Origin of the sequence: Blastococcus sp. PRF04-17, from assembly GCF_023016265.1 — a bacterium.
GTDB lineage: Bacteria > Actinomycetota > Actinomycetes > Mycobacteriales > Geodermatophilaceae > Blastococcus_B.
In genome coordinates this window covers 3,314,086-3,328,650 of sequence record NZ_CP095412.1, presented here as the reverse complement: position 1 = coordinate 3,328,650, position 14,565 = coordinate 3,314,086, and the positions used below count along the sequence as shown (strand labels likewise).

Here is a 14,565-nt window from a genome sequence, read left to right as displayed (position 1 = left end):
ACCAGCGTGCGACGTGGACTCTGGAACCGGGGGAGAAGGCATGGGGCACCTGGCATGGCCGCTGCGGCCGTTGCCGGACGGCCGAGGGGAGATCTGGCGCTGGGACCTCGCGAGCCTGTCCGAGCTGCCGGCTGCCCGCGCCGTCCTCCGGACACATCTCGACGGGGTGGGTTTTCCGCCCGACGAGGAGGACAACGCCGGTGAGCGCCTGGTGCTCGCCTTCGACGAGCTCGCCTCCAACGCGCTGCGGCACGGGGAGTCACCGGTGGTGGCCACCGTCATCGCCGGCAGCGGCGGCTGGCTGCTGGACGTGAGCGACCGGGACCCGCACACCATGCCCGCGCCCGCCGTCGACCGGGACCCCGCGAAGGGTGGACTGGGCCTGCACCTCGTGGCGCGGCTGTCCGTGGCGCACGGCTGGTACGTCGACGGCGGCGCGAAGCACGTGTGGGCGTGCCTGCCCTCCGTGGTCAACGACCGCCAGCCCGCCCTCGCCTGAGAACGCCGCGACCCCCGCTGCCCAGAGGCAACGGGGGTCGTGACGAGTGGAGGCCCGGAGGGTCTCCGCGAGGAGCGACGGTGGGCTCAGCGGGCAGGGGTACGGCTCCTGGCCGCGGTGTCGTCCGGAGGACGACAGTGTCAGAGCACGAGCGACAGCGCGCCCTTGCCGTAGCCCGGCACCTCGATCGCGAGGTCGAGGCGGTTGAAGTTGGCGAGCATGCCCTCGATGTCGCCCGGCAGGTCCTCGCCCGGCGCGTAGAGCTTGTGCAGCTTCGAGTGCGGGGCGCCCGGGACGTTGAACAGTGCCGACAGCACGTTCACGACCTCGTGCAGCGCCTCCACCATCAGGCCGCTGAGCTCGCGGTCCTCCTCGACGGCGTCCTGCGCACCCCCGGGCGGGAGCAGGGCCAGGGCCGCGCCGGTGTAGGCCGCCGCCCCCAGGTCCAGCACGCAGAGGGCGTTGATCGCCATGTACGGGTCGACGTAGACGGCGACCGCCACCGGGTCGTCGGGCGTGGGGGTGACCGGCGCACCGGGGTTCACGCCGACCGGCTTGCCGACCAGCCCGGTGAGCATGTCGCGGACGTCCTTGGCGGCGGGCAGCTGCACCGTTCCGGTCGTCATGCGATCACCCCGTCCAGGTGCTCCTTGAACGTGTCCTCGGTGAACGGCTTGGCGATGAGGAAGAGGGCGCCGGCGTCGGCCGCCTTCGCCCGCATGTCCGCCGAGCCCTCCGAGGTCACGAACCCGAACGGGACGACCGAGCCGGAGGCGCGCAGCGCCTGCAGGCACTCGATGCCGGTCATGTTCGGCATGTTCCAGTCGGACAGGACGAGGTCCGGCTGCTCCGACGACACCTTGGCCAGCGCGTCGGCGCCGTCCTCGGCCTCCACGATGTCGTGGTCGTCGTAACCGGCCTGCCGCAGGGTGCGGATGACGATCTGCCGCATCACGCGGCTGTCGTCAGCGACGAGGATCTTCACAGGGACACCTACCTTTCGTGATGCGGAGTTACTGATGGGCACCGGGCAGCGGCGGCAACGCGCCCTGCACGGAGATGGTGAGCGGCTCGCCCCGCCACAGGACGTCGACGCGGACGACGTCCTCGGGGTTGCGCACCGCGGGGGCCTCGCCGACGTCGGGCAGGCTGAGTCCGGACGGACCGGGCAGGGCCGCCTTGACGTTGCCGCCGACCACGTTGGCGATCTCGCCGAACGCGTCGGCGACGTCCTCGTGCTCCAGGGCCTCGGGAGCATGCTCGCCGAGCAGGGCACGGGTGAGGTTCGCTGCGGTCTCGTGACCGGTCGTCAGGACGACGCTGCCGGTCCACGGACCGACGACGTCCACCCAGCTGGAGACCACGTCCCCCGGCAGCTCGCCGGGGACCGGGACGAGGTACTCGTCCTCGCCGACCAGCGAGACCCACGCGTCCTCGGCGATCGACTGGATGGTCGGCTCGTCGATCAGCTCGGTGATGACCGGGCGGTGCTCGCCGGCGCGGCGGCGTTCGCCGGTGTCGGGGAAGGCGGTCACAGCGCAACCTCCTGCGGGAGCAGGCCGAGCAGCGCGAGCTTGTCCCGCAGCGCGTCGGCGGTGAACGGCTTGATCACGTACTCGTGGGCGCCCGCGGCCAGAGCGCGCACGATCTGCGTGTGCTCGCTCTCCGAGGTCACCATCATGATCGTCATCGCGCGGTACGCCGGGTTGGCGCGGACCGCGGAGACGAACTGCAGCCCGTCCATCACGGGCATGTTCCAGTCGACGGTGGCCAGGTCGGGTACCCAGCCGCCGGCGAGGACGTCGAGACCCTCGCGGCCGTCACCGGCCTGCTGCACCTCGAATCCAACGTTCTCGAGGGTTCCGGAGACGATCCGGCGCATGGCGCGCGAGTCGTCGATCACCAGAGCACGCACTTCAGGCCCCCTTCAGCGGGCGGTAGGCGGAGCTGCGGCCGACGACGACCCGCTCCCAGGAGTCGTCCACCCCGAGCGTCGTCTCTGCCGCGCCGAGGAACAGCCAGCCGTCGGGTCGCATGAGTTCGCGCACCCGCCGGAGGATCACCTGCTTGGTGGGCAGGTCGAAGTAGATGAGGACGTTGCGCAGGTACACCACGTCGAACGGCCCCATCCGCGGCAACGGTGCCGCCAGGTTGCACTGGGACGCCGCCACCATCCGCCGCAGCGGGGCGTTGACCTCCCACTCGGTGCCCGCGCGGGTGAAGTGCCGCACGAGCATGGCCGCGGGGAGCCCGCGGTTGACCTCGAGCTGGCTGAAACGGCCGGCCCGAGTGCGCTCGACCATCTCGCGGGAGAGGTCGGTCGCGGTGATCGAGACCCGGGACGACGCGTTGGGCAGCGCGTCCTCGAGGAGCATCGCGATCGTGTACGGCTCCTGCCCGCTGGAGCTGGCCGCGGACCAGATCTGCAGCCGGTCGTTGGGGCCTCGCTTGGCGAGCAGGTCGGGCAGGACCGTGCCCGTCAGCGCGGTGAACGGGTCGCCGTCCCGGAACCAGGAGGTCTCGTTGGTGGTGAGGGCCTCGACGATGCGTCGGTTCTTGTCCGGGTCGGGCCTCGTGCGCACCGACTCGACGAACTCGCTCACGTCGGGCAGCCCCAGCTGACGCGCGATGGGCAGCAGGCGCGCCTCGACGAGGTACTCCTTGCCCGGCTGCAGGACGATCGCGCTCTCCTTGTGGACCAGCTCGCGGACCCAGTCGAAGCTGGTCGTGGTCAGGGTCATCGGGCTCCTCCGGCGACGACGGTTCCGGTCAGGACGCCCGTCAGGTGGCGGTTGATGGCTTCGGGGATGCGGTCCAGGGGCAGCACCTCGTCGGCGTAGCCGGCCTGGGTGATGGCGCCGGGCATGCCCCAGACGACGGACGTCGCCTGGTCCTGGACGACGACGGTGCCACCGGCGGCGCGGATCTCGCCCGCACCGTTGCGGCCGTCGGCGCCCATGCCGGTGAGGACGACGCCCAGCACGGCGCCGTCGTAGGCGGCCACGGCCGACCGGAACAGCGGGTCGACGGCGGGGCGGCAGAAGTTCTCCGGCGGCCCCTGGGTGAGCCCGGTGTGCAGCCCGCGACTGCTCTTCCGGACGACGAGGTGGTGGTCACCGGGGGCCAGGTGCACGGTGCCGGGCAGCAGCGGGCTGCCGTCGGCGGCCTCCACGACGCGGAGCGCACTGAGCCGGTCCAGGCGCTGGGCGAACTGCCGGGTGAAGACCGGCGGCATGTGCTGGACGAGCAGCACCGGCACCGGCAGGGACGTCGGCAGCTGGGGCAGCACCTTGGCCAGGGACTCGGGACCGCCGGTGGAGGAGCCGATGACCAGGACGGCGGGCTTCTTGCCCGGGCCCGTGCGCGGAGCGGCCGGACGGGGCGGCGGGACCGGCGCGTCGGCCGGGCGGACCGGGGCGACCGGGCGACCCAGCAGGGCCTTGATCTTCGGGATCAGCTGCTCGCGCACGCTCTCCATCGACTGGCCGACGCTGCCGACGTTGGCCGGCTTGGTGACGTAGTCGTTGGCGCCGGACGAGAGCGCGTCGAGGGTGGCCGAGGCACCGCGCTCGGTCAGCGTGCTGAACATGATGATCGGGACGCGGCTGCGCTGACCCCCGTGGCGGCGCGGATCGCGCGAACGGCCTCGATGCCGTTCATCTCCGGCATCTCGATGTCCATCGTGACCAGGTCGGGCTGGAGCTGCTCGAGCTTCCCGACGGCGAGCTTGCCGTTCACGGCAGTACCCACGACCTCGATGTCGGGGTCGGCGGAGAGCACGTCGGTGACGATCTTGCGGACGACGACGGAATCGTCGACCACCATCACCCGGATCGGGTCCACGCGTGTCCTCCTGCTTGTCTGCCGAGTCCAGCCCGGCAGGCTGTCCTTCATGTATCGGCACCGGCCTCCGCTGCTTGAGCGGATCACCGGCGCCGATGCCGCGGCAGGCGGAGATGCCCGGCGCGGAAAAGTGCGACGGGGGAACTGTCGGCATCCGTCGTGCAAAATGGAACAGGCCCGACCGAACCGTTACTAAATAGGCCGGCGACCGATTCTTGCGCAATCGTGAAAGCGTCTCGCCCATTTGTCGACAATTGCCCGTGAGCGGCCGACCGTGCAGTTCAGCCGGCCACCCCGCTCATGACTGTGCGCGTTTCCACCGCATCCGGCGCCGATGAGGTGGATACGCGCACAGCGGGACGGAGCGGCGACCCGAGGTCAGCCGGACAGGCGGCCGAGCGGGGCGAGCAGCACCGCGAGCGACCCCTCGTCCACCAGGTCGGCCATCGCCGTTCCCTGGACGCAGCCGGCGAGGGCGTTCCAGACGCCCGAGGCGCCGTCGTGCACGCCGAAGCCGCCGTCCAGGAAGGCCTGGACGGCGTGCAGCTGGGCCGTCGCCAGCGCTCGGGTGCGGCCGGAGACGTGCGCGGCCCACGAGGCCTCGTGCATGGCCGCCGCCCACGAGCGGTGGTCGGCGCGGCCCTCGTCCACGGCCAGGCGCCACTCGGCGCGGCCGGGCTCGTCCAGGGCGCGGACACGGTCCAGCAGCGCGGCCACGTCGTCGCCGGCGGCCCCGAGGTCGGCGCCCACGGGGAGCGGGGCGAGGAGACCACGGTCGAGCACGCGGTCGAACGGGCCGGTCAGCTCGCGGCGCACCAGGGGAGGGAGCACGCCGGCGGCCCAGTGACCCAGGGCGGCGTCGGCGAGGACCTCGGCGGCCTCGGCCAGCGCGTCGGCGTCCACGAACACCACGGCCGGGTGCTCGCGGCCGAGGACATCGTCCCGGAGCAGGCGCTCCAGGGTGGGCGCGTCACCGATGGTGCCGCGCTCGAGCTGGTCGACGAGGACGGCGGCCCGGTCGCCGGCGGCCGCCGCGACCCCGCGGACGTGCGGCACCGTCACGGCGAGCTCGCGGGCCCGCCGCGAGCGCACGGCGAGGACGCCGCGCTGCGCGCCGTCGAGGCCGCGGCCGGGATGGGCGGCGGCAAGGGCGGTGAGCGCGGGAGCGTCGGCGCCCAGCCCGGCGAGGAGGACCTCGGCGACCGCGCGGCCGGCGGGCAGCCGCACCAGGTCGAATCCGAGCGTCGCGGCACTGACCAGCGAGTAGGGCATGGCAGCGCCTCCAACCGGCGATCGCGGACGTCGTCGGACCATGCTGACGCCGCGGCCCCACGAACGCCACCACACGGCAGCGCGGCCGTCACCCCTTCGCGGGAGCGCGAAAGGATGACGGCCGCGTGGTGGAGTCCTGTGTGTTACTGAGAACTCACGTTGCGTGAGCGCCTCAGGCGCTGACCGCCTTCTCCACGTCGAGCGCCAGCAACAGCTGCCCGTCGAGCTTGTAGGCGCCGCGGATCAGGTCGCGCGCCTGCCCCTCCAGCGTGTCCGGGGGCGCCTCGAAGTCACTGGCATCGACGTCGACGACGTCGGCGATGGAGTCGACCAGCAGGCTGACCGCTTCGCCGTCCAGGCGGACGACGATGACGACGGCGTCGGTGCCCTCGGGACGAGCCGGGCGGCCGAGCCGCTCGCGCAGCTCGATCGCGGTGACCACCTGGCCCCGCAGGTTGATCAGCCCGGCCACCGCGCTCGGCGCGAGCGGAACGCGGGTGAGCTGCTGGCTGCGCAGCACCTCCTGGACGTGCTCGACCTCGATGCCGTACAGGTCGCCGTCCAGCCGGAAGGTCGCCAGCTGGCCGCTGGCGGCGCGCGGCTTGGTGTCGATGGATGCAGTCACGTCAGACCTCCAGCAGGGACGTGGCGACGCCGTCGGACGTCAGCGGTGCGACGCCGGCGGCCGGAGCCGGGGGAGCGTTGTAGAAGGCCGGGTCGGCGGCGAGGATCGCCGCCCGGACGTCGAGCAGTTCGGTGACCTTGTCCCCGAGGACGGCGGAGCCCAGCAGGCCGAGGTCGTCGATGTCGCTGCGCACGGCCGCCTCGCCGTCCACGATGTCGAGGATCTCCTCGACCACGATGGCCACGCTGCGCCCGTGGTCGGCGTAGACGATGACCTCGAGGACCTCGCGATCGGTCTCCCCGTAGGCGCCGAGGTGCCGGTCGAGCCGGACGATCGGGAGGATGGCGCCGCGGTACTGCACGACCTCGCGGTTGCCCACCCTTTCCACCGCCTCGGTGCGGACCTGCTCGAGCCGGGTGACGGTGTCCAGCGGGATCGCGACCCGGCGACCGCCACCGATGGCGGCCAGCAGCATCCGCTGCCGGTCGGCCTCCGCGGCGGCGTGGTGCGCGGCCGCCTCGCGGGCCTCCTGCCGGTCGGTGGTCTCGGTGCGCAGGGCGCGGCGGGCCAGGGCCTGGACGTCGAGGATGAGCGCGACGGTGCCGTCACCCAGCACGGTGGCCCCGGAGTACAGGCCGATGGCCTTGAGCTGGCCACCGACCGCCTTGACCACGATCTCCTCGGTGTTGATCACCCGGTCGACCACCAGGCCGAACCGGCGACCCTCGGACCGGAGCACCGCGATGACCACGTGTCCGTCGTGCCGCTCCGACGTCAGGCCGAGGACGTCGGTGAGCCGGACCAGGGGGAGCAATTCGCCGCGGAGGCGGTAGACGGGCGCGCCGCCGACCTCCTCCACCGCGTTCGCGGCCTTCTCCGCGTCGAGGGAGACGAGTTCCTGCAGGCTGATCTGCGGGATGGCGTAGCGGTCCCCGGCGCACTCCACGGTGAGCGCCGGGACGATCGCCAGCGTCAGCGGGATGCGCAGGCGGCAGACGGTGCCGAGGCCGGCGTCGGACTCGACCTCGATGGTGCCGCCGATCGCCTCGATGTTGGTCTTGACGACGTCCATGCCCACGCCGCGGCCCGAGACGTTGGTGACGGCGGCGGCGGTCGAGAAGCCGGGCAGGAAGATCATCTGCAGGATGTCCTGCGGGCCCATCCGCTCCAGCTGCGCCGCGGTGATCAAGCCCCGCTCCACCGCCTTCGCGCCCACCCTGGCCGGGTCGATGCCCGCGCCGTCGTCGGCGACCTCCACGACGACCTGGCCGCTCTCGTGCTTGGCGCGCAGGGTGAGCACGCCCTCGGCGAGCTTGCCGGCCGCCGTGCGGACCTCGGGCGCCTCGATGCCGTGGTCGACCGAGTTGCGGACCAGGTGGGTCAGCGGGTCCTTGACCGCCTCGAGCAGGGTCTTGTCGAGCTCGGTCTCCCGGCCCTCCATCTCGAGGCGGACGCTCTTGCCGCACTGCAGACCGAGGTCCCGCACGACGCGCGGCAGCTTGGACCAGATGTGGTCGATCGGCTGCATCCGCGTCTTCATGACGCCCTCCTGCAGCTCGCTGGCGATCAGGTTCAGCCGCTGGGAGGCGCGGATCAGGTCGGTGTCGGTCGACCGGGCGACGTTCTGCACGATCTGGTTGCGGGTGAGCACGAGCTCGCCGACGAGCAGCATGAGCTCGTCGAGCAGGTCGACGTCCACCCGGATGGTGCTGTCGGCCACGGCGCGGCGGGCGTGGCCGCCGGCGCCGTCGGCGGTCGCGGACTCGCCCTCGGGGTGGTCGAGGGCGGGTTCCCGGCTGGTCTCCTCGAGGACGGCACTCGTGTCCTCCGGCTGCCCCTCCGGGACGGGCGCGTGCTCCGCGACCGGAGCGGGCGCCGCCGCCCTGCGGGTGGTGGCCGCGGCGGCCTTCTTCGCCGGCGCCTTCTTGGCGGCGACCTTGGCCGGGGCCTTGGCGGCGACCTTGGCCGGGACCTTGGCGGCGACCTTGGCCGGAGCCTTGGCCGGGGCCTTGGCCGGGGCCGCCTCGGTCCGCGGGGTGGGGACGGCGGCCGGTGCAGCGGCCGGTGCGTCCTCCATGGCTGCGGTGATCGCGGCCACGACGGCGGAGACGTCGACGGGGCCTTCGCCACCTGACGCCTCGATGGACGTGAGCAGCGAGCGGACCGTGTCCACCATCTGCAGGAGCACGCTCGTGCGCGCCGGCGTCAGCGCGAGTTCGCCGTCCCGCAGGCGGGAGAGCATGTTCTCGCCGACGTGGGTGACCTCCTCGAGCCGGTTGAACGCGAGGAAGCCCGAGGTGCCCTTGATGGTGTGGATCGTGCGGAAGATGCTCGACAGCCGCTCGCGGGAGTTCGGGTCCTGCTCCAGGGCGACGAGATCGGAGTCGAGCTGGTCGAGGTTCTCGTGGCTCTCGACCAGGAACTCCTCGACGATGTCGTCCAGACCGTCCACCGTTGCTGCCTTCTCTCTCGTTGCCAGGGGCGCAGTCGCCCCCGTCGGGTCATCGGCGGGACGCCGGTGGACTCGAGGCGAGCCCGCCGGCGTCCGCCGTCCTCGGTGTTTATCGGCACCCGTGGGGCAGGTCGGGCCCTAGTAGGTGAACTTCCCGACGGTGGTGCGCAGGTCCGCGGCCATGCGGGAGAGCTCGTCCACGGCGGTGCGTGTCTGGGTCAGCGCCTGCGTGGTCGACTCCGCCGCGGTGGAGACCCCGGTGATGTTCGAGGCGATCTCCGTGGAGCCGGCGGCGGCCTCCTGCACCGACCGCGACATCTCGTTCGTGGTCGCGGTCTGCTCCTCCACCGCGGACGCGATGGTGGTCTGCCGGTCGGAGATCTGCGCGACGATGCTCGAGATCTCCTCGATCGCGTTCACCGCCGCGGTGGTGTCGCCCTGGATGGCCAGCACGCGCTTGGCGATGTCCTCGGTCGCCTTGGCCGTTTCCTGCGCCAGCTCCTTGACCTCGTTGGCCACCACGGCGAAGCCCTTGCCCGCCTCACCGGCGCGTGCGGCCTCGATGGTGGCGTTGAGCGCCAGCAGGTTGGTCTGCTCGGCGATGCTGGTGATCACCTTCACCACGTTGCCGATCTCGGCCGAGGACTCACCCAGCTTCGCCACCGTCGCAGTGGTGGTCTCCGCGGCCGCGACGGCCCTCGTCGCCACCTCGCTGGCCTCCGCGGCGTTCGACGCGATCTCCCGGATGGAGGCACCCATCTGATCGGCCCCGGCCGCCACCGTCTGCACGTTGCGGCTGACCTCCTCCGCCGCGCTCGAGACGACCCCGGACTGCGCGGAGGTCTCCTCCGCCGACGCCGAGATCTGCGCCGAGCTGGCGGAGAGCTCCTCCGACGACGCCGCCACCGCATCGGCCGAGGCGGCCACGCCGGCGAGCACCTCCCGGAGGCTCTCCTGCGCCGCGGCGAGCGCGCCGGCCATCCGGCCGAGCTCGTCGCCGGATCGGATCTCGGGCGTCACCGTGAGGTCCCCGATCGCCAGCGCGTCCACCGAGGTCTGCACGGATCGGACGGTGCGGACGATCTGGCGGACCACCCAGACACCCAGCAACCCCGCGACCAGGATGCCGGCAGCCAGGGCCGACCAGAGGATCAGGATGGACTGGCTGGCGAGGTCCTGCGCCGCCGCAGCGTCGCGCGTGGCGTCCTTCCCCTGCCGGGCCTGCTCGGCTCCGAAGGCATCCGAGAGCGCCCGGCCGGCCTCGGCCAACGGGCCCTCGGCGACGGCCAGGGCAGCGGCGGTGTCGCCGGCGTCGACCGTGGGGTACAGCTGTCCGGTGACGACCGCGTCGTAGGCGGCGATGGCCTCCTGCACGGGTGCGAAGTCGGCCGGGTCGCTCAGCGTGTCGACGTAGACGGCGACCTCGGCGTCGAACTGGTCCTTCCGCTCCGCGAGGTCGGCGCGCAGCGCCTCGCGGGTGTCCGCGGACGCGATGGCGTAGAGGTTGTTGCGGGCGCGGCTGCCCTGGAAGGTCCGCTGCGCCTCACCCAGCCGTTCCAACGGCACGATGCTGTCGGTGTCGAGCCGCTGCGCCGCGTCGGCGAGCGTGGCGATGCGCGCGGCGCCGAGGCCGGTCAGGCCCACCGCGACGACGGCCAGGACGGTCAGGGCGGCACCGATCTTGACGCCGATCGGGCGCCCGGCGAACCAGCTGAACCGGCTCGTGCGCGGGGCGGGGGTGCGGACGGACATGGTCGTTCTCCAGGGTTGACGAATGGTGCGCGACGGGACGCAACGGCCTTGCGCCGTACTCGGGATGCGGATGCGCCCCGTGGTGCCGGTGTGACGGACAGAAGTTAGGACGCGGACGATTCGAGCGACGGCGGCACGACGGCGTGTCGAGAACGGCGGGTCAAAAAGCGTCGCGACCGCCTTTTCCATGTCGACTTGGCGCCCATTCTGGGAACGCATTCCGGGGACGAGAAGAGGGGCGGTGACCGGAAGGCCCCGGTCACCGCCCCTCCGTCTGTGCGGAGGTTCAGTAGGTGAACTTCCCGACGGTGGTGCGCAGGTCCGCGGCCATGCGGGAGAGCTCGTCGACGGCGGTGCGTGTCTGGGTCAGCGCCTGCGTGGTCGACTCCGCCGCGGTGGAGACCCCGGTGATGTTCGAGGCGATCTCGGTGGAGCCGGCGGCGGCCTCCTGCACCGACCGCGACATCTCGTTCGTGGTCGCGGTCTGCTCCTCCACCGCGGACGCGATGGTGGTCTGCCGGTCGGAGATCTGCGCGACGATGCTCGAGATCTCCTCGATCGCGTTCACCGCCGCGGTCGTGTCGCCCTGGATGGCCAGCACGCGCTTGGCGATGTCCTCGGTCGCCTTGGCCGTCTCCTGCGCCAGCTCCTTGACCTCGTTGGCCACCACGGCGAAGCCCTTGCCCGCCTCACCGGCGCGCGCGGCCTCGATGGTGGCGTTGAGCGCCAGCAGGTTGGTCTGCTCGGCGATGCTGGTGATCACCTTCACCACGTTGCCGATCTCGGCCGAGGACTCACCCAGCTTCGCCACCGTCGCAGTGGTGGTCTCCGCGGCCGCGACGGCCCGGGTCGCCACCTCACTGGCCTCCGCGGCGTTCGACGCGATCTCCCGGATCGATGCCCCCATCTGATCGGCCCCGGCCGCCACCGTCTGCACGTTGCGGCTGACCTCCTCCGCCGCGCTCGAGACGACCCCGGACTGCGCGGAGGTCTCCTCCGCCGACGCCGAGATCTGCGCCGAGCTGGCGGAGAGCTCCTCCGACGACGCCGCCACCGCATCGGCCGAGGCGGCCACGCCGGCGAGCACCTCCCGGAGGCTCTCCTGCGCCTCGTCGAGCGCGGCGGCGACGTGACCCACCTCGTCGCTGGACCGCACCCCGGAGGACACGGTCATGTCGCCCTTCGCGAGCGCCGACGCGACGGACGCCACCGCCTGCAGCGGCCGCACGATCCGGCGGGAGATGCCCAGCGCGAGGACCAGGGTGACGACGAGCCCGAAGGCGATCGCGAGGGGCATGATCCACTTCCCGCGGCTCTCGTTGGCGTGCGCGTGCGCCACCGCCGCGTCGCTGCGCTCCTGGAGGGACTTGCGCAGGTCGGTGGTCAGGGTGAAGACCTGGTAGTAGACGTCCCAGCCCGGGCCGACGACGAGCGCGTCGCCCGCGTCGAGCGCCGGCGGGGTGTTCTGGGCATAGGTCCGCACGATCTCGTCGTCGACCGCGAAGTACGCGTCCCATTGCTCCTGGATGGTGGCGAAGGTGGAGCGCTCCTCACCGGTGAGCACCTGCGTGGGCACCGCCTCCAGGTTCTCGCGCAGCCGCTGGGCGCTGTCGAGGAAGCCGGCCCGGTTGGCGTTGTCGTCGGCGACCGCCGCCGCACCGCCGATGCGGCGCGTGTCCCACGCGTACGAGGCCTGCCAGCCCGTGACGTCCGAGTTCGACGTCTCGATGTCCTGCACGGCGCTGAGGGCGCTCTGGAGGCCCTGGACCTCGTCGAGCGCGGCGGTGGCGCTCTGCAGTGACAGCACGCCCAGGACGCCGACCGCTCCGGCGGCGACCATTCCGGCCGCCCCTACCGCGAGGATCTTGCCGCGGACGCCGAGGGTCCTGCGGCGTGCGGACGACGTGTTGCTGCGAGTCATGCTCACTCGTTCCTCTTGTCTCTGGACGGCGATGCCCACGGGCATCGCGGGACGCGTGTGACGTCGATCTAAGGTGTTTCGATTTCCAGCGCCGCCTTCTCCGCGACCGTGTCGCGCATTGGCCGGAGAAATGTCGGTGACCCTTGCCGACTGTGTCGACAAAGCCATTCTCGACCCGAGCGCATGGGTCGGGAAATGCAAACGGGGGTGACACCGATGAGCTCGGTGCCACCCCCGTCCACGGGCGATACGACCACGTCAGTAGGTGAATCTCCCGACGGTGGTGCGCAGGTCCGCGGCCATGCGGGAGAGCTCGTCCACGGCGGTGCGTGTCTGGGTGAGCGCCTGCGTGGTCGACTCCGCGGCCGTGGAGACCCCGGTGATGTTCGAGGCGATCTCGGTGGAGCCGGTCGCGGCCTCCTGCACCGACCGCGACATCTCGTTCGTGGTCGCGGTCTGCTCCTCCACCGCGGACGCGATGGTGGTCTGCCGGTCGGAGATCTGCGCGACGATGGTCGAGATCTCCTCGATCGCGTTCACCGCCGCGGTCGTGTCGCCCTGGATGGCCAGCACGCGCTTGGCGATGTCCTCGGTCGCCTTGGCCGTCTCCTGCGCCAGCTCCTTGACCTCGTTGGCCACCACGGCGAAGCCCTTGCCCGCCTCACCGGCGCGCGCGGCCTCGATGGTGGCGTTGAGCGCCAGCAGGTTGGTCTGCTCGGCGATGCTGGTGATCACCTTCACCACGTTGCCGATCTCGGCCGAGGACTCACCCAGCTTCGCCACCGTCGCAGTGGTGGTCTCCGCGGCCGCGACGGCCCGGGTCGCCACCTCACTGGCCTCCGCGGCGTTCGACGCGATCTCCCGGATCGATGCCCCCATCTGATCGGCCCCGGCCGCCACCGTCTGCACGTTGCGGCTGACCTCCTCCGCCGCGCTCGAGACGACCCCGGACTGCGCGGAGGTCTCCTCCGCCGACGCCGAGATCTGCGCCGAGCTGGCGGAGAGCTCCTCCGACGACGCCGCCACCGCATCCGCCGAACCCACCACCGTGGCCAGCACCTCCCGCAGCTGACCCACCGCCGCATCCAAGGACTGACCCATCCGGCCCAACTCGTCCCTCGTGGTCAGGCCACTGGACTTCGTCAGATCACCAGCCGCCAACGCCTCCGCCACCGCCTGCACCTTGCCCACACCCGTCGCGATCGCCCGCGCCACCAGCAACCCGACGCCCAGGGCGGCCGCGATGCCGACGGTCAGGAGCAGGACGACCTGTGTCCGCTGGCTCTCGTAGGACTCGCGTGCGGTCGTGGCTGCCTCGTCGGCGGCCTCCACCTCGAGGTCGTGCACCTGCTGCAGGATCTCCTGGGCCTGGGCTGCGGGAGGAGCCGCCTGCGTCTTGTTGGCCGCCCACCAGGCGTCCAGGTCGTTGGCGTCGGCCAGCGGGGTGAGGACGTCGGCGATGGCGGACTCGTAGGCGTCGAACTTCGCGACCGCCTCGGTGACGAGCGCGCGCTTCTCCTCAGTGGGGTTCGTCTCGCCGTAGTGCTCCACCGCGGCGCGGAAGTCGGCGATGCGCTCCTGGAGCAGGACTGCCGCCTCCGCAGACTCCTCGTCGGTGGGAGTGATGAGGGAGTCACGGGTCGACACCCGCACGTTGGCGATGGCGGTCTGCATCTCGGCGACCACCTCGAGGCCAGCGATGTTCGTGTCGTGCATGACCTGGGTGCGGTCGGCAGCAGCGCTGAGGGCGGACAGGCCGAGCAGGCCGATGGCGAGGGCGACCAGCGCCGTGACAGTCACGGCAGCGAGGGTCTTGGTGCGGACGCCCCTGTCCCCCCACCAGGCGGTGGGTCTGGACGCCGACGCGGTGGTGGGGACCTCGCCCGGCCCTGCAGGTGTGTGGGACATGACTCGAGTACTCCTTGGACAGGCCGCCGGCCGCGGGAAGAGGGGTGTGGGACGTGCCTGCGCGGCACGTGCGCGGGGTTCCGGTACGTGAGCACCGCTGCTCCTGCCGGACGGGCGAGAACATAGGCCCGGGGAAATGCACTGAAAACCACCGAAACGCTCCTACCGCTCGATGTTTCCCATTCTTGACCCGAGGTGCGGGTCACTTCTTCCCGTCTGTCGACATGGCGATCGTGGTCACTCCGGGACGATTGGGAGAAATGCACGCAGAGCCAGTCCGCCGAGAGGTCAGC

At 71.8% G+C, this 14,565-nt stretch carries 14 protein-coding genes; 1 reads left to right on the top strand and 13 read right to left on the bottom strand.

Annotated elements, in window-relative coordinates; genetic code table 11:
• Window positions 1-40 precede the first annotated feature (40 nt).
• Window positions 41-499 (top strand): ATP-binding protein, encoded by a 459-nt coding sequence (locus MVA48_RS16805; RefSeq protein WP_246981869.1) that lies wholly within the window; start codon window positions 41-43, stop codon window positions 497-499.
• Window positions 500-639: 140 nt separating this feature from the next.
• Here the strand turns inward: MVA48_RS16805 and MVA48_RS16800 are convergent, their stop codons facing one another.
• From MVA48_RS16800 to MVA48_RS16740, 13 genes are all read right to left on the bottom strand, one after another.
• Window positions 640-1,125 carry a hypothetical protein gene (locus tag MVA48_RS16800; protein ID WP_246981868.1) on the bottom strand — a complete coding sequence of 162 codons (486 nt, stop codon included), beginning with the start codon at window positions 1,123-1,125 and terminating at the stop codon, window positions 640-642.
• Complete coding sequence (locus tag MVA48_RS16795; RefSeq protein WP_246981866.1) at window positions 1,122-1,484, bottom strand: response regulator; 363 nt, start codon at window positions 1,482-1,484, stop codon at window positions 1,122-1,124. The genes MVA48_RS16800 and MVA48_RS16795 overlap by 4 nt, the downstream gene beginning before the upstream one ends.
• Window positions 1,485-1,512: 28 nt before the next feature.
• The gene (locus MVA48_RS16790; RefSeq protein ID WP_246981864.1) at window positions 1,513-2,034 is read right to left on the bottom strand and encodes a chemotaxis protein CheX; all 522 of its coding nucleotides are present in this window, start codon (window positions 2,032-2,034) and stop codon (window positions 1,513-1,515) included.
• Window positions 2,031-2,402 (bottom strand): response regulator, encoded by a 372-nt coding sequence (locus MVA48_RS16785; protein WP_246981862.1) that lies wholly within the window; start codon window positions 2,400-2,402, stop codon window positions 2,031-2,033. The genes MVA48_RS16790 and MVA48_RS16785 overlap by 4 nt, the downstream gene beginning before the upstream one ends.
• A 13-nt stretch (window positions 2,403-2,415) precedes the next feature.
• Complete coding sequence (locus MVA48_RS16780) at window positions 2,416-3,240, bottom strand: CheR family methyltransferase (RefSeq protein WP_246981860.1); 825 nt, start codon at window positions 3,238-3,240, stop codon at window positions 2,416-2,418.
• Window positions 3,237-4,088, bottom strand: coding sequence for a chemotaxis-specific protein-glutamate methyltransferase CheB (cheB, locus tag MVA48_RS16775; RefSeq protein ID WP_246981858.1), 852 nt, complete (start codon window positions 4,086-4,088; stop codon window positions 3,237-3,239). The genes MVA48_RS16780 and cheB overlap by 4 nt, the downstream gene beginning before the upstream one ends.
• Window positions 4,073-4,342, bottom strand: a complete 270-nt coding sequence (locus MVA48_RS16770) for a response regulator (protein WP_246981855.1) — start codon at window positions 4,340-4,342, stop codon at window positions 4,073-4,075. Before MVA48_RS16770 ends, cheB begins: the two co-directional genes overlap by 16 nt.
• Window positions 4,343-4,720: 378 nt before the next feature.
• Complete coding sequence (locus MVA48_RS16765) at window positions 4,721-5,614, bottom strand: hypothetical protein (protein ID WP_246981854.1); 894 nt, start codon at window positions 5,612-5,614, stop codon at window positions 4,721-4,723.
• A gap of 172 nt (window positions 5,615-5,786) precedes the next feature.
• Window positions 5,787-6,239 (bottom strand): chemotaxis protein CheW, encoded by a 453-nt coding sequence (locus MVA48_RS16760; RefSeq protein ID WP_246981853.1) that lies wholly within the window; start codon window positions 6,237-6,239, stop codon window positions 5,787-5,789.
• 1 nt (window position 6,240) lies between these two features.
• Window positions 6,241-8,691 carry a chemotaxis protein CheA gene (locus MVA48_RS16755; RefSeq protein WP_246981852.1) on the bottom strand — a complete coding sequence of 817 codons (2,451 nt, stop codon included), beginning with the start codon at window positions 8,689-8,691 and terminating at the stop codon, window positions 6,241-6,243.
• Between the two features lie 138 nt (window positions 8,692-8,829).
• Window positions 8,830-10,443, bottom strand: a complete 1,614-nt coding sequence (locus MVA48_RS16750; protein ID WP_246981851.1) for a methyl-accepting chemotaxis protein — start codon at window positions 10,441-10,443, stop codon at window positions 8,830-8,832.
• A gap of 286 nt (window positions 10,444-10,729) precedes the next feature.
• On the bottom strand, window positions 10,730-12,364 hold the full coding sequence (locus tag MVA48_RS16745; RefSeq protein WP_246981850.1) for a methyl-accepting chemotaxis protein: 1,635 nt from the start codon (window positions 12,362-12,364) through the stop codon (window positions 10,730-10,732).
• A gap of 258 nt (window positions 12,365-12,622) precedes the next feature.
• Window positions 12,623-14,272 (bottom strand): methyl-accepting chemotaxis protein, encoded by a 1,650-nt coding sequence (locus tag MVA48_RS16740; protein WP_371821156.1) that lies wholly within the window; start codon window positions 14,270-14,272, stop codon window positions 12,623-12,625.
• Between the last annotated feature and the right edge of the window lie 293 nt (window positions 14,273-14,565).

Coding starts and splice junctions, on each gene's coding strand:
- MVA48_RS16805 (WP_246981869.1), top strand. CDS start 41: ATGGGGCACCTGGCATGGCCGCTGCGGCCGTTGCCGGACGGCCGAGGG.
- MVA48_RS16800 (WP_246981868.1), bottom strand. CDS start 1,125: ATGACGACCGGAACGGTGCAGCTGCCCGCCGCCAAGGACGTCCGCGAC.
- MVA48_RS16780 (WP_246981860.1), bottom strand. CDS start 3,240: ATGACCCTGACCACGACCAGCTTCGACTGGGTCCGCGAGCTGGTCCAC.
- cheB (WP_246981858.1), bottom strand. CDS start 4,088: ATGTTCAGCACGCTGACCGAGCGCGGTGCCTCGGCCACCCTCGACGCG.
- MVA48_RS16765 (WP_246981854.1), bottom strand. CDS start 5,614: ATGCCCTACTCGCTGGTCAGTGCCGCGACGCTCGGATTCGACCTGGTG.
- MVA48_RS16750 (WP_246981851.1), bottom strand. CDS start 10,443: ATGTCCGTCCGCACCCCCGCCCCGCGCACGAGCCGGTTCAGCTGGTTC.
- MVA48_RS16745 (WP_246981850.1), bottom strand. CDS start 12,364: ATGACTCGCAGCAACACGTCGTCCGCACGCCGCAGGACCCTCGGCGTC.
- MVA48_RS16740 (WP_371821156.1), bottom strand. CDS start 14,272: ATGTCCCACACACCTGCAGGGCCGGGCGAGGTCCCCACCACCGCGTCG.